18 protein-coding genes are annotated in these 20,832 nt (G+C 72.0%); 4 read left to right on the top strand and 14 right to left on the bottom strand.

All coding sequences use genetic code 11. The features are described 5' to 3' along the window. Window positions 1-244: 244 nt before the first annotated feature. Complete coding sequence (locus FKN01_RS25795; RefSeq protein ID WP_143624634.1) at window positions 245-1,591, top strand: hypothetical protein; 1,347 nt, start codon at window positions 245-247, stop codon at window positions 1,589-1,591. Here the strand turns inward: FKN01_RS25795 and FKN01_RS25800 are convergent. The 4 genes from FKN01_RS25800 to FKN01_RS25820 form a co-directional block, all read right to left on the bottom strand. Then, window positions 1,569-2,102, bottom strand: coding sequence for an NUDIX hydrolase (locus tag FKN01_RS25800; RefSeq protein ID WP_143624636.1), 534 nt, complete (start codon window positions 2,100-2,102; stop codon window positions 1,569-1,571). The genes FKN01_RS25795 and FKN01_RS25800 overlap by 23 nt on opposite strands. A 435-nt stretch (window positions 2,103-2,537) precedes the next feature. Then, window positions 2,538-2,948: a VOC family protein gene (locus tag FKN01_RS25810; RefSeq protein WP_143624638.1), complete on the bottom strand. Its 411-nt coding sequence runs from the start codon at window positions 2,946-2,948 to the stop codon at window positions 2,538-2,540. 70 nt (window positions 2,949-3,018) lie between these two features. Continuing rightward, window positions 3,019-3,756: a dienelactone hydrolase family protein gene (locus FKN01_RS25815; RefSeq protein WP_143624640.1), complete on the bottom strand. Its 738-nt coding sequence runs from the start codon at window positions 3,754-3,756 to the stop codon at window positions 3,019-3,021. 280 nt (window positions 3,757-4,036) lie between these two features. Continuing rightward, window positions 4,037-4,885: a LysR family transcriptional regulator gene (locus tag FKN01_RS25820; RefSeq protein ID WP_143624642.1), complete on the bottom strand. Its 849-nt coding sequence runs from the start codon at window positions 4,883-4,885 to the stop codon at window positions 4,037-4,039. A gap of 104 nt (window positions 4,886-4,989) precedes the next feature. Between FKN01_RS25820 and FKN01_RS25825 the strand changes: the two genes are divergently transcribed. Further along, the gene (locus FKN01_RS25825; RefSeq protein ID WP_221939379.1) at window positions 4,990-5,733 is read left to right on the top strand and encodes an SDR family oxidoreductase; all 744 of its coding nucleotides are present in this window, start codon (window positions 4,990-4,992) and stop codon (window positions 5,731-5,733) included. A 54-nt stretch (window positions 5,734-5,787) separates the two neighbouring features. Here the strand turns inward: FKN01_RS25825 and FKN01_RS25830 are convergent, their stop codons facing one another. The 7 genes from FKN01_RS25830 to FKN01_RS25860 all read right to left on the bottom strand — a co-directional run bounded on the left by FKN01_RS25830 (window position 5,788) and on the right by FKN01_RS25860 (window position 12,353). Next, window positions 5,788-6,705: a CU044_5270 family protein gene (locus tag FKN01_RS25830; RefSeq protein WP_143624644.1), complete on the bottom strand. Its 918-nt coding sequence runs from the start codon at window positions 6,703-6,705 to the stop codon at window positions 5,788-5,790. Further along, on the bottom strand, window positions 6,702-7,265 hold the full coding sequence (locus FKN01_RS25835; RefSeq protein ID WP_143624645.1) for an RNA polymerase sigma factor: 564 nt from the start codon (window positions 7,263-7,265) through the stop codon (window positions 6,702-6,704). The genes FKN01_RS25830 and FKN01_RS25835 overlap by 4 nt, the downstream gene beginning before the upstream one ends. An 85-nt stretch (window positions 7,266-7,350) precedes the next feature. Beyond that, window positions 7,351-8,127 (bottom strand): SDR family NAD(P)-dependent oxidoreductase, encoded by a 777-nt coding sequence (locus FKN01_RS25840; RefSeq protein WP_143624647.1) that lies wholly within the window; start codon window positions 8,125-8,127, stop codon window positions 7,351-7,353. A gap of 407 nt (window positions 8,128-8,534) precedes the next feature. Further along, on the bottom strand, window positions 8,535-9,695 hold the full coding sequence (locus FKN01_RS25845; RefSeq protein WP_143624702.1) for a serine hydrolase domain-containing protein: 1,161 nt from the start codon (window positions 9,693-9,695) through the stop codon (window positions 8,535-8,537). Window positions 9,696-9,761: 66 nt separating this feature from the next. Continuing rightward, window positions 9,762-10,535 (bottom strand): energy-coupling factor ABC transporter ATP-binding protein, encoded by a 774-nt coding sequence (locus tag FKN01_RS25850; RefSeq protein ID WP_143624649.1) that lies wholly within the window; start codon window positions 10,533-10,535, stop codon window positions 9,762-9,764. Next, complete coding sequence (cbiQ, locus tag FKN01_RS25855) at window positions 10,532-11,293, bottom strand: cobalt ECF transporter T component CbiQ (RefSeq protein ID WP_143624650.1); 762 nt, start codon at window positions 11,291-11,293, stop codon at window positions 10,532-10,534. The genes FKN01_RS25850 and cbiQ overlap by 4 nt, the downstream gene beginning before the upstream one ends. 1 nt (window position 11,294) lies before the next feature. Continuing rightward, the gene (locus tag FKN01_RS25860) at window positions 11,295-12,353 is read right to left on the bottom strand and encodes an energy-coupling factor ABC transporter permease (protein ID WP_143624652.1); all 1,059 of its coding nucleotides are present in this window, start codon (window positions 12,351-12,353) and stop codon (window positions 11,295-11,297) included. A 200-nt stretch (window positions 12,354-12,553) separates the two neighbouring features. Between FKN01_RS25860 and FKN01_RS25865 the strand changes: the two genes are divergently transcribed. Then, entirely contained in the window at window positions 12,554-12,925 is a 372-nt protein-coding gene (locus tag FKN01_RS25865; RefSeq protein ID WP_143624654.1) for an SsgA family sporulation/cell division regulator, read from the top strand. 163 nt (window positions 12,926-13,088) lie between these two features. On the opposite strand, the gene FKN01_RS25870 is transcribed toward FKN01_RS25865, so the two are convergent. Then, window positions 13,089-15,317 carry an MMPL family transporter gene (locus tag FKN01_RS25870; RefSeq protein WP_143624656.1) on the bottom strand — a complete coding sequence of 743 codons (2,229 nt, stop codon included), beginning with the start codon at window positions 15,315-15,317 and terminating at the stop codon, window positions 13,089-13,091. A 125-nt stretch (window positions 15,318-15,442) separates the two neighbouring features. Beyond that, on the bottom strand, window positions 15,443-16,015 hold the full coding sequence (locus tag FKN01_RS25875; RefSeq protein WP_143624658.1) for a TetR/AcrR family transcriptional regulator: 573 nt from the start codon (window positions 16,013-16,015) through the stop codon (window positions 15,443-15,445). 163 nt (window positions 16,016-16,178) lie between these two features. On the opposite strand from FKN01_RS25875, the gene FKN01_RS25880 reads away from it, so the two are divergent. Then, entirely contained in the window at window positions 16,179-19,463 is a 3,285-nt protein-coding gene (locus FKN01_RS25880; protein WP_143624660.1) for a S41 family peptidase, read from the top strand. A gap of 10 nt (window positions 19,464-19,473) precedes the next feature. Here the strand turns inward: FKN01_RS25880 and FKN01_RS25885 are convergent, their stop codons facing one another. After that, window positions 19,474-20,730 (bottom strand): MFS transporter, encoded by a 1,257-nt coding sequence (locus tag FKN01_RS25885; RefSeq protein WP_143624662.1) that lies wholly within the window; start codon window positions 20,728-20,730, stop codon window positions 19,474-19,476. Between the last annotated feature and the right edge of the window lie 102 nt (window positions 20,731-20,832).

The following is a 20,832-nucleotide window of genomic DNA, read 5'->3' on the forward strand; positions in this document are numbered from 1 at the left end:
CCGGATTTTGCAGGACCACCGGGGCCTCGCCCACACGTACCGCCTTGAGAGGTTCCCACGTCCGGCCGGAGTCGCGGGAAACCCGCAACGTCATCCGTACCTCGTTCTGTCCGTTCGCCATGGCCACGAGCATCGCGATCCCCGGACCCCGCCAAAAAGGCCAAACGGATTACCCAACGTGGATAACATCACCCTCGGTAGACCAATCGCAGCGATTCGTAGTCCTCATGCCGGAGCGTGCCCGATGCCCGAGCCATCCCGCTCGCAGGAACTCCCGGTCAGCCTGCTCACGGACCCGGTGATGATCGAGGCATGCCGGACCCGAGACTTCGGCCGCATCTTCAAGCTGGTCAAGGCGCGAGCAGGCATCTATCCGTCGATGATCGCGCGCCGCTGCGATCTGACCCCGAGCCGCGTGGGCGAAGTGATCGCCGGGCGCAGGCAGTTGTTGCATATGGACGTGGTCGAACGGATCTCGGACGGACTGCGCATTCCCGGCAACATGCTGGGCCTTGCCCGACGTTCCTGGGAAACTCCGCCGAGCCTGACGGCCAAGCCCCGGGATCCGGCCCAAGCGCCGACCGCAGCCGCCGAGTCGTTTGGCGCCGGGCTCCCAGGGGCGGATGTCGACAGCATTCTCGCCTTGGCGGCCGAGCACGATCTCAGCCCCTCGACGCTGGATGCACTGCACTCGTCAATCGCGGACTACTGGCGCAGAGACGACGAGCACGGGGGTGAGACCTTACGGCCGGCAGTCGTCGGCCAGCTCCGATACGTTGTCGATCTTCTCAAGGAACAGTGGCCGGCTCCCCTGCGAACCGGCCTTCACAGCATCGCGGCCGAGCTGGCCCGGCTCACCGGGTGGACCTACTTCGACGCCCGTCAGTACAACCAGGCACGCGCCTACTTCACCGAATCCCTCGGTCTGGCCAGGGCGATCGACGACCGCCAGTTCATGGCCAACGTTCTCGCCTGCATGAGCCTCCAGGCCACGTACGAGGACAAGCCGGGCGACGCGCTCGCGCTCGTCACCGCTGCCCGGGACCAAGCCAGGGAAGCTGCGGGCACGACGGCACGCGTGCTGGCCATGCTCGCGATGCGCGAAGCCTTCGCTCACGCAGCCCTCGGCAATCAAAGCGCGACCCACACCGCGATCTCGGAAGCCCACACCCACTTCGGGCGGATCAGCAACGGGGATCCGGATCCGGCCTGGGTCGCCTACTTCGACGAACCGAAACTGATCGTTGACACCGGTATCGCCCACGGTCGTCTGGGCGAAGCCGCTCTCGCCGAACCTCTCATTGCGGACGCCCTCCGCCGAGAGCACCGGACAAACCACCGAGGCCGCGCCTTCCACGCCTTCTGGCTCGCCCGCACCCAGCTCCAGCGCGGCAAACTCGATGAGGCGTGCCACACGGCCATGGACGCCCTGGCCCCGGCAGCGGCCGTCAGTTCCCGGCGAGTTGGCGGCCATCTCAGGGAGTTCTACGAGCAGTTGGAACCTTTTCGCCGGGAGACGGCCGCAGTGGCATTCGAGTCCCGGCTCCGGGAAACGCTGCCCCGTCAGGTCAGCGGATCGCCTCGTCCATGAGTACGTAGAGCAGCCCGACCAGTGAGCCGCTGCTGACGATCTCGCGCCGGTCGATCATGCCCCTCACATCAGCCAGCGGGATCCACTCGATCCGGTCCGACTCGTTCTTCTCGGTCGGCGGGGCTTCGTACGTTGCTCCGTCGGCGCGGAAGATGTGGTGCTGGGAGTCGGTGATGCCGTTGGCCGGCTCGGCGTAGATGAGCGGCTTGACCGGGCCGGGCCGCCAGCCTGTCTCTTCCAGCACCTCACGGGCCGCCGCTTCGGCCGGTGTCTCGCCCTCCTCGACCAACCCCATGGGAAGTTCCCACGCCCAGGCGTCAGTGATGAAGCGATGCCGCCACATCATCAACACTTCGCGCTGCTCGTTGATGACTGCGGCTACGGCCAAGTGCCGCAGTTTGACGACGTGGTGCTCCCAGCGGTTTCCGTCCGGCGTCTCGACGTCGGTGAGCCACAGGTTCACCCAGCTGTTCTCGTAGATCGGACGTTCACCGTGGATCTTCCACTGCATCGCTGCGGCCCCTCTCGATCGACCTCCAGCATCGCAGAGCAGCGGACGACCCACGAACGGCTCCTCAGAGCACGCAACCTGCACACCGCACCTATGTCAGCCGTCAGCGCGCCCGGCCCCACGAGTTCGGCCTGTTCCGCATCCTCATCGGGTCGCTGTTCACCTGCTGCGGTATCGCCTCGCTCTTCGGCACCCTGGGCAGAAGCACCCTCCAGGCGGGCACCTGACCTGCCAGCACGAGCCCAACCCGTCCGAGGGAACGGAAACTCCGCGACCGGCCTTCTGGGGCCGGTCCTGGAGGGCCCGGACGGCGTTCGGGGAAGGCCCTGGGCGTAGCCATCAACCGCCCCATTGCATAACGGGGTTGAAGGACACTCATGCCCGGTTCGGGCGACACTCGGGCCGGTCGGTGTGCCGCCGACGCGTGCGAGGGGGCTAACCGCGCTCCGGCCAGACCGGCCCCTCGTCGGTCCAGGTGACGCCCTTGTTGCGGCAAAGGCAGAAGGGGTGGCCGATCGGGTCGGTGTAGATCCGCCAGCCGTAGCCGTTGGGGCCGATGAAGTCCTGCCTCAGCGTCGCGCCGAGGTCGAGGACGCGGCGCTGCTCCGACTCGATGTCGTCCACCTCGAAGTCGAGGTGGAACTGCTTGGGGTGCTCGTTGTCGGGCCACTGCGGGGCGCGGTAGTCGTCCACCCGGATGAAGGCCAGCTCGATCTCGCCGAACTTGATGCCGGCCCAGTCCTCGGAGCTGTCGTCCTTCACCGGGCGGCCTGTCACCTGGGAGTAGAAGGAAGCCAGCTTCATCGTGTCCGGGCAGTCGATGATGAAATCGGTGAGTCGCAGCATCCCGCGATCTTGGCACAGGGTCCCGCCCGGCTTCGAGGAAGGTCCTGAGAACTCCTGCCCGGCCCGGGCCTCAGCGGTGGTTGGCCAGGGTGCGGTCGAGGAGGGGGATCAGGCGGTCCCAGTGGCGCTGGAACGCCGCGGGGTCGAAGGCGTCGGTGTCGGACATGGTGAAGCCGTGAATGGTGCCGGGGTAGATCTCGGAGGTGTAGCGGACCCCCGCGGCGTCCAGGGCCTGGTTGAGCTCGCTCAGGGCCGCGGGTGTCAAGTCGCTCTCGGCATGGCCGAAGTGGATGTCGGCGGTGATCCTGGCGAGGCTGTCCGGCCCGTCGGCGCCCACGGGGCCGTGGAACGCGGCGAGGGCGGCCACCTCGCCGGGGTGGGCTGCGGCGGTGCGCGTCGCCAGGAGGCCGCCGAAGCAGTAGCCGGTCACCGCGACCGGTCCGGCGCCGACCTCGGGCTGGGCGCTGAGGTACCTGAGGTAGGCGTCGGCGTCGTTCAGGGCGCGTTCGGCGGTGTGCGCCTCGATCAGAGGCATCAGCTGGGCGAAGACCGCGGGCCGGGCCTCTTCTCCGATGTACTCGGGAAGTTCGATCACCGGTGCCGGGCCGTGCCGGTAGAAGAGGTTGGGGACGAGCACGTAGTACCCGTGCCCGGCCAGCTCCTGGGCCATCTCCCGCAGCACGGGCCGGATACCGAAGCCATCCGCGTACATCAGCACCCCTGGGTGCTGCCCGCCACGGTCCGGAAAGGCGGCGAATGCGTCGGCCTGGCCGTCCGCGGTGGGGATCTGCAGCGTCTTGATGGGCATGAATTCTCCTGTCGTGGTTGATGTGCTGAACCTGTGGTCAACACGACAGGGGCGGAGCCCGCGCACCAGCGCGAGATCCTCGGCCGAACAGCGGGCCCTCACCGGCCCGTACGGCACTCAGGAGAGCACCGGGTCACCAATCCGTGTGTGGCGCGATGCCGTCCCGGTAGTCATGCCGTGCAGCGTAGCCCACCGGACGAAGGTCGCCACCGGCACCGGGAAGCCCCCGGGCTCGCTGCACAGCCCGACACCTTGACCGGCCCGGTCCCACCGCCGCCCGTCACAGCCCCACGGCCGCGCGCACCAGTCCCGCCACCGCCGTCGAGCGGCTGTGCGGGGGCCAGGCGATGACCGTGGTGACGCGGGGGCTGTCGGGGACGGGGACGGCGACCAGGCCCTCGTGGAGGCTGGTGCGGATCGTTTCGGGGACGATCGCGCAGGCGCGGCCCAGGGCGATGAGCTGGGTGAGTTGGGTGTGGTCGCGCACCTTGGGGCCGGGGCCGTCCGGAAAGGTGCCGTCGGGGCGTGGCCAGCGCGGGAGGGGGAGGTCGGGGAGCGCGGTGACCTCGGCGAGGCTCAGGTGGGGGCGGAGGCCGAGAGGGTGGCCCGCCGGGAGGACCGCGACCTGGCCCTCCGTGTGCAGGTCCTCGGTGTCGAAGCCGGCCAGGTCGTCGAACGGCCGGTGCAGCAGGGCCACGTCGGCCCGGCCGTCGCGGAGGACCCCCGCCTGCTCGCCCGGCCCGCACAGCAGGACGTCCACGGTCACGGCACCGGGCTCGGCGGCGTAGGCGTCGAGGAGCTTGGCCAGCAGTTCGCCGGAGGCGCCCGCCTTCGCGGCGAGGATCACCGCGGGGTGGCCGGCCGCGGCGAGAGCGGCCCGGCGGGTCCGGCGCTCGGCGGCCTCGACCGCGTCCAGCGCCACCCGTGCCTCCCGCAGCAGCACCGCCCCGGCCCCGGTCAGGGTGACGCCCCGGCTGCCGCGCTCCAGGAGGAGTACGCCCAGCCGCCGTTCCAGCCCGCCGATCGCCCGCGACAGCGGAGGCTGGGCGATCCCGAGCCGTTGCGCGGCCCGGCCGAAGTGCAACTCCTCGGCGACCGCGACGAAGTACCGCAGTTCACGTGTCTCCACCCCGCCAGCGTAACGGGCCCCACCAGGAGCGATACCCGGACGGTATCGCCGCCCACCCGGTCGGTCTTGGACGCCCCGCCCCGGTGGGGAGAACCATCGGAGACATGACTGAGACGAACACCATGAACCAGCCCAAGGTCGCCCTGGTGACCGGCGCCAACAAGGGCATCGGATACGAGATCGCCGCCGGGCTCGGCGCGCTCGGCTGGTCGGTCGGCGTCGGCGCCCGGGACGAGGAGCGGCGCGAGGCCGCCGTGGACAAGCTGCGCGCGGCGGGGGCCGACGCCTTCGGCGTACCGCTGGACGTGACCGACGACGCGAGCGTGACCGCGGCGGCCCGGCTGCTGGAGGAGCGGGCCGGGCGGCTCGACGCGCTCGTCAACAACGCGGCGATCACCGGCGGCCACCCCCAGGAACCCACCACGGTCGACGTGAACCGGGTACGGGCGGCCGTGGAGACCAACGTGATCGGCGTCATCCGAGTCACCAACGCCCTGCTCCCGCTGCTGCGCCGCTCACCGTCGCCGCGGATCGTGAACGTGTCCAGCAGCGTCGGCTCCCTCACGCTCCAGACCACCCCGGGCGCCGAGACCGGCCCGATCTCCGCCGGCTACGCGCCGTCCAAGACCTTCCTCAACGCCGTCACCGTGCAGTACGCCAAGGAACTGGCCGGCACGCACGTCCTGATCAACGCCGTCTGCCCCGGCTTCACCGCGACCGACCTCAACGGCTTCCGCGGGACGCGCACCCCGCAGCAGGGCGCGACCGCCGCGATCCGGCTGGCCACCGTGGAGGACGGCGGACCGACCGGCCGCTTCTTCAGCGACGAGGGCGAGATCCCCTGGTAGCGCGTCTCCGGGGCGGGCCGTCGTGCAGCGCGCCGGGGCGTTCTGACGCGTCCCTCAGCCCGTGGTCTTCGCCGGGCCCGCGTACAGGTAGGTGTCGCGGTCGGTGATGTGGCCGTCCTTGCCGACGGGGGTGTGATCGCGTTCCAGGAGGCGGCCGGTGGACGGCTGCACGATCCAACCCGGGTTGTAGATCCTGTAGCCGGGCTTCTCCTTCCACTTCCAGGAGATACGGGTACCCGTACGGCCCGTCGCGTCCTTGACGCCCTCCGTCACCACCGCACCGGGTGTGTCCGCGAGGACCCGGTAGAGCGCCGCCCTCAGCTTCGGCGAAATGGGGGCGTCGGTCAGCAGGTCGCCGGCCTGGAGGACGGTCTGTTCGGCGGCGGAGCCCTTCGCGCCGGCCGAGAGCGCGCTGCGAAGCGCGTCGGGGCGGGTGGGGAGGGTGTCCAGGCCGTCCCAGCGGACCTGCCTCGCGCCGACGCGCCAAACGGCCAGGCTCGAGCTCTTCTTGGTGATCGTGCGGCCGTCCTCCGACTTGATGACGACCCGGTCGCGGCCCAGGTAGATGTCGTCGGTGTGGGCCCGCTTCCCCTCGGCCCACGACCGGACGGTCGTCCTCCAGTACGGGGCGGAGGAAGCCGGTTCGCCCGCCACCCGGTCCGCCATGCTCGTGAACACCTCCGACGCCGACGCACTCGCCGCCGGGCCGTCGCTTCCGAAGTCGGTGACCGGGAGCACCGCCCCGCCCACCGCCACCGCCGCGACGGCCGCCGCGAGGGCGAGCACCCTGCGGCGTCCGAAGCGCGAAACGGTCACGGGCGCCGACGCGGCGTCGGCCGCGATCGCGTCCAGGATCAGCGAGTGCGCGCGGGCCTGGACCGCCGGGTCGAGGGGCTCGGTGCGGCCGGCGCGCTCCAGGGCGGCGGCGCCGGGGAAGTCGAGCAGGTCCGTGGGCTGGTTCTCGTGCGTCATGCGAAGTCTCCCGTCAGGGTCGTACGGGCAGGGCCGGTGAGTCCGTCGCGCAAGCGGGCGCGGGCCCGGTGCAGGCGGGAACGGGCGGTTCCGGCGGGGATGCCGACGGCGGCGGCCGCCTCGGCGGGGGTGAGCTGTTCCCAGGCCACGAGCAGCAGCAACTCGCGCTCGGCGGAGGGCAGCTCGGCGAGTCTGCGGCGCAGCTCCGGGGCCACCGAGGCCGCGTCCAGGCGCTGGTCGACCGCCTGCCAGGGGTCGGCCGTCACGGCGTCGGGGCCCGGCTCCGTGCGGGCCGCGGCACGCGCCGTGGTCTGCCGGTGGCGGGACAGCACCTTGCCGGCGACGCCGAACAGCCAGCCCCGGGCCGAGCCGCGCCCGGCGTCGAACGTCGCCCGGTGGGCGTAAGCCTGGAGCCACACCTCGGAGAGCAGGTCGTCGGCGGCGGCCGGGGCGCGGCGTACGAGATAGCCGTGCAGGGCGGCGGAGTGCCGGGCGACCAGTGGCTCGAAGGCCGTGGGCTCCCGTGCGGAACGGGCGAGCAGGTCCTCGTCCGGGTCCATGGGGTCTCCTGTTCCGGACCGCCGGGGCGGCGGTCTCACCCCGTACTTGCACAGGAGGCCCTCAAGCGTTCGCGGGCGGCTCCGGCTACCCCGAGACCGCCGCCCGGAAGCCCGTGTTCACCGCCGTCAGCCCGCCGTCCACGCACAGCGACGTGCCCGTGATCCACTCCGCGTCCGACGACGCGAGGAACGCCACGGCCTTCGCGATGTCCTCCGGTTCGCCGACCCGGCCGAGCGGGTAGAGCGGGGTGACCCGGTCCAGCTCCGCCTCGCGGCCCGCCCAGGCGTCGGTTCGGATCGTGCCGGGGACGACGAGGTTGGCCCGGACCCCGCGCGGGCCCGCGTGGCCGGCCAGGGTGCGGGTGAGGCTGGCCAGGCCCGCCTTCGCGGCGCTGTAGGCGTGGTTGCCGAAGTCCTGCACGCCGTTGACGGAGCCGATGGAGACGATCGCGCCGCGGCCGGACGCGGCCAGGTGCGGCATCGCGGCGCGCGAGCAGCGGTAGGCACCGCCCAGCGAGACGTCCAGGTCGCGGTGCCAGGTCTCGTCCTGCTCGTCCTCGAAGAGCGTGCTGTCCAGGCTGCAGGAGTACGCGTTGTTGACCAGGACGTCGAGCCCGCCGAAGGTCTCCACGGCGTGCGCCACCGCCGCCTCGACCGCCGCCCGGTCCGCCACGTCGCAGGCCGTCGCCTCGGCCGCGAAGCCCGACGCCCGGATCTCCGCCGCCACCGACTCCGCCCGCTCCCCGTCCAGGTCGGTGACGAGGACGCGGGCGCCCTCGGCGGCCATCAGGCGGGCGGTGGCGGCGCCGATGCCCCGGCCCGCGCCGGTGATGAGGACTGCGTAACCATCGAAGCGAGTCATAGCGCCGACCGTACCGCGCGAACCGGTCCCCGGGCCCGGGGGCGGCCGACGCCAACTCCCGCGAGGCGCCCAGCGGTCACAATGCCGAAGGCCCCTGGCCCAAGTAAGGCCGGCGCCAACTCCCCCGGAACGCCCAGCGGTCACAACCCCGAAGGCCCCGGGGCCCGCCGGGGGCGGCCGGCGCCAACTCCCGCGCAACGCCCGTCGATCACAACGCCGACCGCACCGCCCGCGCCCAAGGGCGGCCAACGCCAACTCCCCCGCCGCACCCAGCAGTCACAACACCGACGACCCCGCACCCAAGGAAGGCCGACGGCAACTCCCCGAGGCGCCCGACGGTCACAATGCCGACCGGCCCCGGGCCACCGGGGGTGGCCGACGCCAACTCCCCCCGCAGCACCCAGCAGTCACAACACCGACCGCACCGCCCGCACCAACGCCTGGGCCCTGGGGTCCGCCGTGACTCCCTTCTGGAGGCCGTTCGTCAGGTACCCGAAGGCGATCCCCGATTCGGGGTCCGCGAAGCCGAGCGAGCCGCCCCGGCCCGGGTGCCCGAAGGAGCCGGGCGCGAGGAGCGGACTCGCCGGGCCGTGGAGCATGTAGCCGAGGCCGAAACGGGTGTTGACGACGAGGACCCGGTCCGGGCCCGCCGACTCCTCGGTGCGGGCGAGCGTCAGGGTCGCCGGGGCGAACAGCCGCTGGCCGTCGACCGGGCCGATCATCGCGGCGTAGCAGCGGGCCAGGCCGCGTGCGGTCGCGGTGCCGTTGGAGGCGGGGAGTTCGGCGGCCCGGTAGGCGGGGTCGTTCTCGTCGGGCAGCGGGTCGATCGCGCCGAACGCCCGCCGGGTCAGCGACTCCGGGTCGCGGTAGGCCTCCGCCACCGACCGCTTCGGGCGCAACCGCAGCGCCCCGGTGTTCTCGGCGGCCGGCGGCTCGACGGGCCCGATCCGGCCGACCCGGTGGGCCTCGTCGTCGGGGATGCCGAACCAGAAGTCGAGGCCGAGCGGGCGGGCGATCTCCTCGGCGACCCAGCGGCCGACGGTGCGCCCGGTGACGCGGCGCACGAGTTCGCCGAGGAGCCAGCTGAAGGTCTGCGCGTGGTAGCCGTGCGCCGCGCCGGGTTCCCAGGCCGGGGCCTGGGCGGCGACGGCGTGCGCCCCGCTCACCCCGTCCGCGGCCTCCTCCGGGGTCAGCGGCCGGTCCAGGGCCGGGACACCGGCCCGGTGGGCGAGGAGGTGGCGGACGAGGACGCGCTCCTTGCCGTTCGCCTTGAATTCCGGCCAGTACGTGGAGACCGGGGCGTGCAGGTCGATCTGGCCGCGCTGGTGGAGCAGCAGGGGGACGGCCGCGGCGATGCCCTTGCCGGCGGAGCGGACGACCTGGACGGTGTCGACGGCCCAGGGTTCGGTGCCGTCCACGTCTCTGGTGCCGGCCCACAGGTCGACCACTTTTCGCCCGTGCCGGTAGACGGCGACCGCCGCCCCCCGCTCCCCGCGCTGCTCGAAGTTACGGACGAAGGCGTCCCGGACCGCTTCGTATCCGGGCGCCGCCGTGCCGCGTACGTCCACGCCTGCTGCCGCACTGCCGCTCATCCCCCCATGGTGCACGGCACCGCAGGTGGGAGGTGGGGCGGGTCACCCGGAATTCACCGTCACGGAACGCGGGTCGAAGCCGAAGGGGAGTTCCAGGCGGTGGGCGCGCATCAGGGGCTCGTCGCAGAGGAGGTCCTGGGTGCGGTCGTCGGCGGCGATGACCCCGTCGCTGAGGATGACCGCGCGGGGGCACAGCTCCAGCGCGTACGGGAGGTCGTGCGTGACCATCAGGACGGTGACGTCCAGGGAGCGCAGGATGTCGGCGAGTTCGCGCCGGGACGCCGGGTCCAGGTTGGAGGAGGGCTCGTCCAGGACGAGGATCTCGGGCCGCATGGCGAGGACCGTGGCGACGGCGACGCGGCGGCGCTGCCCGAAGGAGAGGTGGTGCGGCGGCCTGGCCGCGTACTCCTCCATGCCGACCCGCCCCAGCGCCTCCATGACCCGCTCCTCCAGCTCCGCGCCGCGCAGCCCGCCGGCGGCGGGTCCGAAGGCGACGTCCTCGCGGACGGTGGGCATGAAGAGCTGGTCGTCGGGGTCCTGGAAGACGATGCCGACGCGGCGGCGGATCTCGGCCATGTTCCGCTTGTCGACCGGCAGTCCGGCGACCCGCACCGACCCGGCGCCCGCCTGCAGGATGCCGTTGAGGTGGAGGACCAGGGTCGTCTTGCCGGCGCCGTTCGGGCCGAGGAGCGCGACGCGTTCGCCGCGCCCGACGGTCAGGTCGACGCCGAAGAGCGCCTGGTGGCCGTCGGGATACGCGTACGCGAGGCCGCTGACCTCCAGGGAGGGCGGTACGGGGGCGGGGTCGGTGCTCATACGGTCCATCCCACCAGACACACGGCGAGGGCGAGCAGCGGGAGGGCCGAGGCGTACGCCCACTGGGTGCGCGAGGCGGTCACCTCGTCGATGACGGGCATGGTGCCCGCGTAGCCCCGGCTGACCATCGCGAGGTGGACGCGTTCGCCTCGCTCGTAGGAGCGGATGAACAGGGCCCCGGCCGACTTGGCGAGGACGCCCCAGTGCCGTATGCCACGGGCCTCGAAGCCCCGGGAGCGGCGGGCGATGGACATGCGGCGCATCTCGTCGGTGATCACGTCGCCGTACCGGATCATGAAGGAGGCGATCTGCACGAGCAGCGGTGGCAGCTTCAGGCGCTGGAGGCCGAGCAGCAGTTCGCGCAGTTCGGTGGTGGAGGCGAGCAGCACGGAGGCGGCGACCCCGAGCGTGCCCTTGGCCAGCACGTTCCAGGCGCCCCAGAGGCCGGGGACGCTGACGGAGAGGCCGAGGACGTGGGTCTGCTCGCCGGGCACGACGAACGGCATGAGCACGGCGAACGCGACGAACGGCACCTCGATCAGCAGCCGCTTGAGCAGGAAGCCGGCCGGGATGCGGGCGAGCGCGGTGACGCCCGCGATGAGCAGCGCGTAGAGCCCGAAGGCCCAGACGGCCTCGCGCGGGGTGGAGACGACGACCACGACGAAGCAGAACACGGCGGCGAGCTTGCAGTGCGGCGGCAGGTCGTGGACCGGTGAGTGCCCGTGCCGGTAGAGCTTGTGGGTGTGGCCGGCGCCCATGTCAGACCTTCTCCTCGGTGCGGGTGCCGGCCTCGCCCTGCGTACGGCGGCGGCGGGAGACCACGTAGAAGGCGCCGCTGCCCGCGACGAGGGTGGCGCCGACGCCGATCACGCCGGCGAGGCCGCCGGAGAGCCGGGCGTTGGAGACGTCCTTGACGCCGTAGTCGGCGAGCGGGGAGTCCGCGGTGGCGTGCTCCTTGGCCTCCTTGTCGATGCCCTTGTCGGCGGCGACCTTCTCCAGGCCGTCCGGGTCGGCGGAGGCGTAGAAGGAGACGAACCCGGCCAGCACGAGGGCGGTGACCAGGCCGGTGACCCACAGGCCGCGGGTCGGGCGGTGCGCGGCGGGGGCGGGCTCGCGGGCGGGCGCCGGGGCGTCGACCAGTTCGCCGTCGACGCGGAGCTTGAGCGGGGCGGCGAGGCCCTTCGCGCCGTGGACCAGGTCGGGGCGGACGGCGACGACGGCGCCGACGGTGAGCGCGGTGATCAGGGCCTCGCCGATGCCGATGAGGACGTGGACGCCGCCCATGGCGGTGAGGACCTTGCCGATCGGGATGTCGGTGGTCCCGCCGATCCAGTAGATCAGCGTGAAGGCGCAGGCGGCGGCCGGTACGGAGACCAGCGCGGCGACGAAGGAGGCGGCGGTGACGGAGCGGCGGGTGCGCGGCAGCACGCCGAGCAGGCCGCGGAAGAGGGCGTAGGCGACGACGGTGGTGACGACGCCCATGTCGAGGATGTTGACGCCGAGCGCGGTGAGGCCGCCGTCGGCGAAGAGGATGCCCTGCATCAGCAGCACGACGGATATGCAGAGCACACCCGTATACGGCCCGACGAGTATCGCCGCGAGCGCCCCGCCGAGCAGGTGGCCGCTGGTGCCGGCGGCGACGGGGAAGTTCAGCATCTGCACGGCGAAGATGAAGGCGGCGACGAGCCCGGCCAGCGGCGCGGTGCGCTCGTCCAGTTCGCGCCGGGCCCCCTTCAGGCTGACGGCGACGGCACCGGCGGCGACGACGCCCGCGACGGCGGAGACGGGTGCGTTGATGAATCCGTCGGGTACATGCATGGGGGGAGGCTCCGCTTCCTGCGTTCTCGCGTTGACGCGCCGGGTGCGCGGGGTCGTGAACCTCTCAATGATAGGTCCTTGTTGCGAAACGTTCGCAAGAGCGCGTCCCCCACAACTACAAATGGCTCCCATAATGCCCTTTACGCAAAATATGGGACATTAGATGACAAAGTTCCAGAAGCAGGATGGAGAGTCGGTCCATGCCCCCCGTGATCCATGACCATGCCCGTGCCCGGCTCGTCACCGACGCCCGCGACCTGCCCGTCGTCCCGGTCGAGCTGCGGTTCGACGGCGCGGACTCCCCCGCGACGATCCGCATCGCCTACCCGGGCGGCACCGAGTGGGCCGTCGAGCGCGAGCTCCTGGAACGCGGACTGCGCTACCCGGTCGAGCAGGACGGCTGGCGGATATGGCCGTGCGGCAGGGTGCAGGTGGTGGTGGAGCGGCACGAGGCGGCCGGCGTCGACATCGTCCAGTTCGACTGCGCCCCGCTGGTCCGCTTCCTGCGCCGTACGCACCACGAGGCACCGCAGCCGGAGTCGCCGCAGCCGGAGACCGCGGCCCGGACCTGACATGCCGAGAGCCCCCGTGCACACCGTGCACGGGGGCTCTCGCCGCCCCGGCCCCCCGTCCCCACAGGCAACCGGGCTCCCGGGGCCGCGCACCGCTCGGACGCGGCCCCGGAGTTCGGTCCGCGCGGGTCACACGCGGACCGGGTTCACACGCGGACCGGGCTCACACGCGGACCAGCTCGCGCTCGCCGCCGGACTCCGGGCCGGCGTCGCCGGACGACGGCTCGTCCAGCTCCTTGCGCAGGCCCTCGCCCTCGACGTCCACGTTGGGCAGCACGCGGTCCAGCCAGCGCGGCAGCCACCAGGCGCGCTTGCCGAGCAGCGCCAGGACGGCGGGCACGATCGCCATGCGCACGACGAACGCGTCGAAGAAGACGGCGATCGCCAGCGAGAAGCCGATCATCTTGATCATCTGCTCGCTGGAGCCGATGAACCCGGAGAACACCGCGATCATGATCACGGCGGCGGCCGTGACGACCCGCGCCCCGTGCCGGAAGCCGGTGACGACGGCCTGGCCGGGCTTCTCGCCGTGGACGTACGCCTCACGCATCCGCGTGACGAGGAAGACCTCGTAGTCCATCGCGAGGCCGAAGACCATGCCCACCATGAAGATCGGCATCATCGACATGATCGGACCGGTCTGCTCGACCCCGAAGAGCGAGCCGAGCCAGCCCCACTGGAAGACCGCGACGACCGCGCCCAGGGCCGCGACGACCGAGAGCAGGAAGCCGAGCGCCGCCTTCAGCGGCACCAGCACCGACCGGAAGACCACCATCAGCAGCAGGAAGGCGAGGCCGACCACGAGCGCCAGGTAGGGCAGCAGCGCGTCGTTCATCTTCTGCGAGAAGTCGATGTTCATCGCGGTGGAGCCGGTGACCAGCACCTCGGCGCCGGTGTCGGACTTGATGTCCTCGCCCGCGTCGCGGATCGCGTGGACCACGTTCTCCGTCTCGACGGAGCTGGGGCGGTCCTTCGGGACGACGGTGATCATCGCCGCGTCGCCGGCCTTGTTGAACGAGGCCGGGGTGACGGCGACGACGCCCTTGATCCCGGCGATCTCGTCGCCGACCTGCTTGGCCGCGGCCTTGCCGTCCGCGCTGTGCTCGGTGTCCACGACGACGAGCAGCGGGCCGTTGAAACCGGGGCCGAAGCCGTCGGAGAGCAGGTCGTAGGCGCGGCGCTGGGTGGTGCTGGTGGGCTGGGAGCCGTCGTCCGGCAGGCCCATCTCCAGCGACGCGGCCGGTACGGCGATCGCGCCGAGGCCCAGGACGCCGACGAGCAGCACCCAGACCGGCTTGCGCAGCACGAACCGGGCCCAGCGGGTGCCCATGTTCACCTTCGCCTCGGGCTTGTCCGCCGCGTCGGCGGCCTTGCGCGCCTTGCGGCCCACGATGCGCTTGCCCACGAAGCCCAGCATGGCCGGGACGAGGGTGAGGGCGATGAGCACGGCGATGGCGACCGTGCCGGCCGCGGCGAGGCCCATCTTCGTCAGCATCGGGATGTTGACGACGGCCAGACCGGCCAGGGCGATGACCACGGTGAGCCCGGCGAAGACGACCGCGGACCCGGCCGTGCCGACCGCCCGGCCCGCCGCCTCCTCGCGTTCCCGGCCCTCGGCCAGCTCGGCGCGGTAGCGGGAGACGATGAACAGCGCGTAGTCGATGCCGACCGCGAGGCCGATCATCATCGCGAGCATGGAGGTGGTGCTGCCCAGGTCGAGCACGTTGGCCAGGGCGGTGATCGTGGAGACGCCGATGCCGACCCCGATCAGGGCGGTGAGCAGCGGCAGCCCGGCCGCGATGAGCGAGCCGAAGGTGATGAGGAGCACCACGGCGGCCAGCGCGATGCCGATGATCTCGGTGGCGCCGGTCTCCGGCATCACCTGGAGCGCGTCACCGCCGATCTCCACGGTCATCCCGCTCTTCTGGGCGTGGGTGCCCGCCTCCTCCAGCGCGTCCCGGGTGTCGTCGGTCAGCTCCATCGAGTTGACCTTGTACGAGACCGAGATGTACGCGGTGGAGCCGTTCTTGGAGACGGCGTTGCCGGTGTACGGGTCGGTGACCGAGGCGATCTGGTCGGAGCCGTCCTTCAGCTCCCGGGTGATCTTGTTGACCTCGGCCTTGTTGGCCGCGTCCGTCACCTTCTCGCCCTCGGGGGCCTTGAAGACGACGCGCGCGGTCGCGCCGTCGGCGCTGGCGGCCGGGAAGCGCTGTTCCAGCAGGTCGAAGGCCTTCTGGGCCTCCGTACCGGGGATGGAGAAGGAACTGGAGGTCGCGGTGGCTGCGGAGGACGCGCCGAACCCGGCGAGCGCCAGCAGTGCCACCCAGATCAGGGCGACATAGCGGCGGCGCCGGAAGGCGAGCCGTCCGAGCTTGTAGAGGAATGTGGCCACGGAGGCGTACTCCCGGTCAGGTCGTTGAGTGGAAATGGGCGTGAGGAACCAGCCCGACGACGAGAGCGGCGTGTCAGGTGGGGCTTGGGGAGGGGCCGTACGGAAAAGCGCGGGGACCTGGAAGGTCAGGCTCCGAGAGCGGGGAGGATCACGGAGTCGACGTAGTCGAGGAGGAATGCCTGGTCGACGGGGCGGTCCTCGACCAGCTGCCGAGTGGCGAAGGCGCCGATCAGCATGTGCGTTACGTATCTGAGCGCCGGATTGTCCGGGCTCACCTCTCCCCGGTCCACGGCCCGGCGCAGCAGCGTGTCGAGACCGGTCATCTCCGGTTCGACGAGCAGTTCGCGCAGGGCCTGCAGGAGGTCGGGGTTGTTGTGGACGGCATGGCTCAGACCCCGCATCAGCGCGGCGTCCTTCTCCATCTGACAGTCGTCACTGCGGCTGAGGACGGCGTGGAAGTCACCGCGCAGCGAGCCGGTGTCGACGTCGCCGATGGTGCCGGGTTTGTTGTGCCGGAGGGCCGTGACGACGAGCGCCGGCTTGCTCCCCCACTGGCGGTAGAGGGTGGCCTTGCTGGAATGCGTACGGGCGGCGACGGCGTCCATCGTGAGGGCGTCGTAGCCGACTTCGCGGAGCAGGTCGAGCACGGCGGCGTACAGCTCGCTCTCACGCTCGGGCGTGAGCCGTGTGCGTGCCATGGTTCGACCTCCTGTCCGATGAATCATCGAACGAAACCGTTTCGTACAGCAGAACGGTACCCCGGCCGCCGAGCGAAACGAAACGGTTTCGTTTGTGGCTCGCACCACAAAAGGCAGGCCGCTCTGAGTTGCCGCACCCCCTTCGCGCGGAAAGCATTGGGGGGTGAGTGACGACGTCTCGTATCTCCGGTTCCCGCACCTCCACGAGGATCTGCTCTGCTTCGTGGCCGAGGACGACCTCTGGGTCGCCCCGCTCGCCGCCGAGGGGGAGCGCCCCGGCCGGGCCTGGCGGATCACCGCCGACCGGACCAGAGCCGGCCACCCCCGGTTCTCGCCCGACGGGACCCGGATCGCTTACACGTCGTGGCGCAGCCTCGACCCGGAGATCCACCTCGCCCCGGTCGCCGGCGGACCGTCCCGCCGGCTCACCTACTGGGGCTCCACCGACACCCGGGTCTGCGGCTGGACGCCCGACCCCGGCGACGCGGCGCAGATCCTCGCCGTCTCCTCGCACAACCAGCCGTTCTCCTACTTCTCCTGGGCCTACAGCGTCCCCACCGACGGCAGCCCCGGCGGCAAGCTCCCCTGGGGCCCGGTCACCGACATCGCGATCGCCGACATCGGGGACGAGCGCCGCACCCTGCTGCTCACCGGCACCCCGCCGCACGAACCGGCGGCCTGGAAGCGCTACCGGGGCGGGGCCATGGGCCGGCTGTGGCTGCACGGCGAGCGGCTGCTCCCGGACATCGGCGGGCACCTCGACACCCCGATGTTCGTGGGCGGCCGGATCGCGTTCCTCTCCGACCACGAGGGCGTCGGCAACCTCTACTCCTGCCGCCCCGACGGCACGGACCTGCGCCGCCACACCGACCACGACGCGTTCTACGCCCGGCACGCGGCGAGCGACGGGCGCCGCGTGGTCTACCAGTGCGCGGGCGGGCTGTGGCTCGTGGACGACCTGGAGACGCCCGACGCCGTGCCCCGGAAGCTGGAGGTCCGGCTCGGCGGCCCGCGCTCCGGACGGCGTACGTACCAGGTGCCGGCGTCGAGCCATGTGGACGCGGTGTCCGTGGACGAGACGGGCCGGGCGAGCGCCGTCTCGGTACGCGGCAGTCTCTACTGGCTCACCCACCGCGACGGGCCCGCCCGCACCATCTCGGACACCCCGGGGGTGCGGGTGCGGCTGCCGGAGATGCTGGGCAGCGGGGGCCAGGTCGCCTACGTCACCGACGCGGAGGGCGAGGACGCGGTCGAGATCGCCCAGCTGCCGCGCGCCAGCGGCGACCGTCCCGCGCGCCGCCTCGCGTGGGGCCGGATCGGCCGGGTCCAGGAGCTGGTCTCCGACCCGGACGGCGAACGCCTCGCCATCGCCACGCACGACGGCCGGCTGCTGCTCCTGGACACCGGCGAGGAGACGTCCACCGGCGAGCCGGCCGAGCTGATCCGGTCCGTCAACGGGCCCGTCCGCGACCTGGCGTTCTCCCCGGACGGCGCCTGGCTGACCTGGTCGCACCCGGGCATCGGCCGCTCCCTGCGCAAGATCAAGCTGGCCCGGATCGGCGGTCCGGGCGAGCCGGTGATCGTGGACGTCACCAACGGCCGCTTCGAGGACGAGAACCCGGTCTTCACCGGCGACGGCCGCTATCTGGCCTTCCTGTCCTGGCGCGGCTTCGACCCGGTGTACGACGTCCACACCGGCGACCTGTCCTTCCCGCTCGGCTGCCGCCCCTACCTGGTGCCGCTCTCGTCGGCGACCCCGTCCCCCTTCGCCCTGCTCCCGGACGGCCGGCCGGCGGCGGGCGGCCTGGACCCGGTCGACTCGGCCGAGGCGGGGATGACGGAGGGGTCCACGGTCACCGTCGAGTTCGAAGGGCTGCAGAGCCGGGTCACGCCGTTCCCGGTCTCCGCCTCGAAGTACTCCGCGCTGGCGCCGGTCAGCGGCGGCGGCCTGGTGTGGCTGCGCTGGCCGATCTCCGGGGCGCTCGGCGAGACCTTCGCCAACCCGGCGGACATGTCGGGCCGGCCGACCCTGGAGCACTTCAACATCGCCAAGGCGAAGAAGACCGAACTCGTGGGCCACCTCGACTGGTTCGAGGTCAGCGGCGACGCCTCCCGGCTGGTCGTGATGGACGACGGCGAACTGCGCGCGGTCCCCGCCACGGAGCCCGGCGACAACGACTCGACCGTCTTCCTGGACCTGCGCCGCATCCTGCACGAGGTGGACCCGGCGGCGGAGTGGCGCCAGGCCTACGACGAGGCGGGCCGCATCACCCGCTCGTACTTCTGGGAGCCGGACATGTGCGGCATCGACTGGCAGGGGGTCCTGGACCAGTACCGCCCGCTGGTCGAACGCGTCGCCACACCCGACGAGTTCGCGGACCTGCTCCGTGAGGTGCTGGGCGAGCTGGGCACCTCGCACGCCTACGTGTCACCCGCGCGCCGCAACGAGGGCCCGCCGCACTACCAGCGCGCGATCGGCCTGCTCGGCGCCAACTTCGCCTGCCGGGACGGGGACTGGACCCTGCTGCGCATCCTGCCCGGCGACTCCTCGGACTCCAAGGCGCGTTCCCCGCTGGCCGGCACGGGAATCCGCGAGGGGGCGGTGCTGACCCATGTGGACGGCCGCCCGGTGGACCCGGTCGCCGGGCCCTACCCCCTGCTCGCGGCGGCGGGCGGTACGACGGTCGAGCTGACCTTCCGCCCGGCGGAGGGCGGGGGCCGCCCGCGCCGCATCGCGATCGTGCCCCTCATCGACGAACGCCCCCTGCGCTACCAGGACTGGGTCGCCAAGCGCCGCGAGGTGGTCCGGGAACTGAGCGGGGGGCGGTGCGGCTACCTCCACATCCCCGACATGGGCGGTTCCGGCTGGGCGCAGTTCAACCGGGACCTGCGCATGGAGGTCTCCCGCCCCGCGCTGATCGTGGACGTGCGCGGCAACGCCGGCGGCCACATCAGCGAGCTGGTCGTGGAGAAGCTCACCCGTACGATCCTGGGCTGGGACCTGACCCGCGACGCCCAGCCGGTGAGCTACGCCTCCAACGCCCCCCGGGGCCCCGTCGTCGCCCTGGCCGACGAGGCGACCTCGTCCGACGGGGACATGATCACGGCCGCGTTCCGGCTGCTGAAGCTGGGCCCGGTCGTCGGCCAGCGCACCTGGGGCGGCGTCGTCGGCATGACCGGCCGCCACCGCCTGGGCGACGGCACGGTGATCACGGTGCCGATGAACGCCGCCTGGTTCGACACGTACGGCTGGTCCGTCGAGAACCACGGCGTCGAACCGGACCTGGAGGTGCTGCGCACCCCGCTGGACTGGGCGGAGGGCCGCTACGCGGTCCTGGACGACGCGGTCCGCACCGCCCTGGACCTCCTCGCCGCGCACCCTCCGGCGACCCCGCCGACGTACGACACGGCCCCGGACCGCAGGCGGCCCCCGCTGCCGCCGAGGTAGCGCCGGACCGTCACGGCCCGGCCTGTTCGCCCGCCGGTGCCGGACGCGGCGCCACGGCGTCCTCGACCACCCCCTCCACGGGGGTCCGCAGCGGCGAGAGGAAGGCCAGGCCCGCGATGGCCAGGCGGAACAGTCCGCCGATCGCGATGATCACGTACATGTTGTGGAACGAGGACTCCAGCGCGCCGGCCAGGAAGGCGGCCACGGGGATGGACGAGAAGGCCAGCATGCGGGTGGTGGCGACGACCCGGCCGAGCAGTTCGCGCGGGACGATCTTCTGGCGCAGGGTGAACCAGGCGACCGGGTTGACGGAGCCGAGCGCGTAGAGCAGGCCCCAGACGACGCCGATGGACACCGGGCTGCGCAGCGGGATGAGCAGCAGGGTGCCGACGCCGGCCAGGGCGGTGGTGGTGATCAGGATGCGGCCGGGGGCGTACTTCTGCACCAGGCGCCCCGCGACGGCCGCGCCGATGACCGCGCCGACCCCCTGCGCGGCCAGCACGAAGCCGATCACGCGCGGGCTCATGTCCCGGTACGTCGTCAAGTAGAAGAGGAAGTTGGCCTGGATCAGCCAGATGGCCAGGTTCGTTCCGGTGAACATGAGCGAGCCGGCGGCCATGACGCGGTTGCGCCTGAAGACGTACCGCAGCGCCACCTTCACGTCTTCGACGAAGTGCACCTTGCGCGGCTCGGCCTTCTCGGCGGCCGGTGCCGCGGGGCGGATCAGGAGGATCGCCACGGCCGAGACGACGAAGGTGGCGGCGTTGACGTAGATCGTCGTCTCGAAACCGAGGAACATCACCAGGCTGCCGGCCGCGGCCGGGCCGATCATGCTCATGATGTTGTCGCCCGACTGCATCCAGCTGTTGGCCGGTCCGAGCCGGTTCTCGGGGACGATCTCGGGCAGGAAGCTCTGGAAAGCCGGGTGGTAGACCGGCTCCACACAGGCCAGCAGGAACGCGGCGAGGTAGATCGGCCACAGCTCACGGCTGCCGGTGGAGACCACGACGGCCAGCACCGTGGCGATGGCCGCGGCGGCGACGTCACCGGCGACGAGCAGCCTGCGCCGGTCGAAGCGGTCCGCGAACACCCCGCCCGGCAGGGACAGGAGCAGGAACGGGATGTACTCGATCGCGTAGACGGCGCCCGTGCTGAGCGCGGAACCGGTCAGTTCGAGCACGAGCAGCGGCAGCGCGAGGCGGTAGAGCCAGTTGCCGAGCGACGAGGTGATGTAGGCGGTCAGCAGGGTGTAGTAGCGGCTTCCCACGGGGGCTTCTTTCGGATGGTGCGCCTACGGGTCATGCGGGCGGGTCGGTGGACAGGAGCAGGCGTTCGCCGTCGCCGCACCCGAGGGCGGCGGCGCCGGCGA

Source organism: Streptomyces sp. 130 (assembly GCF_007096885.1).
GTDB lineage: Bacteria > Actinomycetota > Actinomycetes > Streptomycetales > Streptomycetaceae > Streptomyces.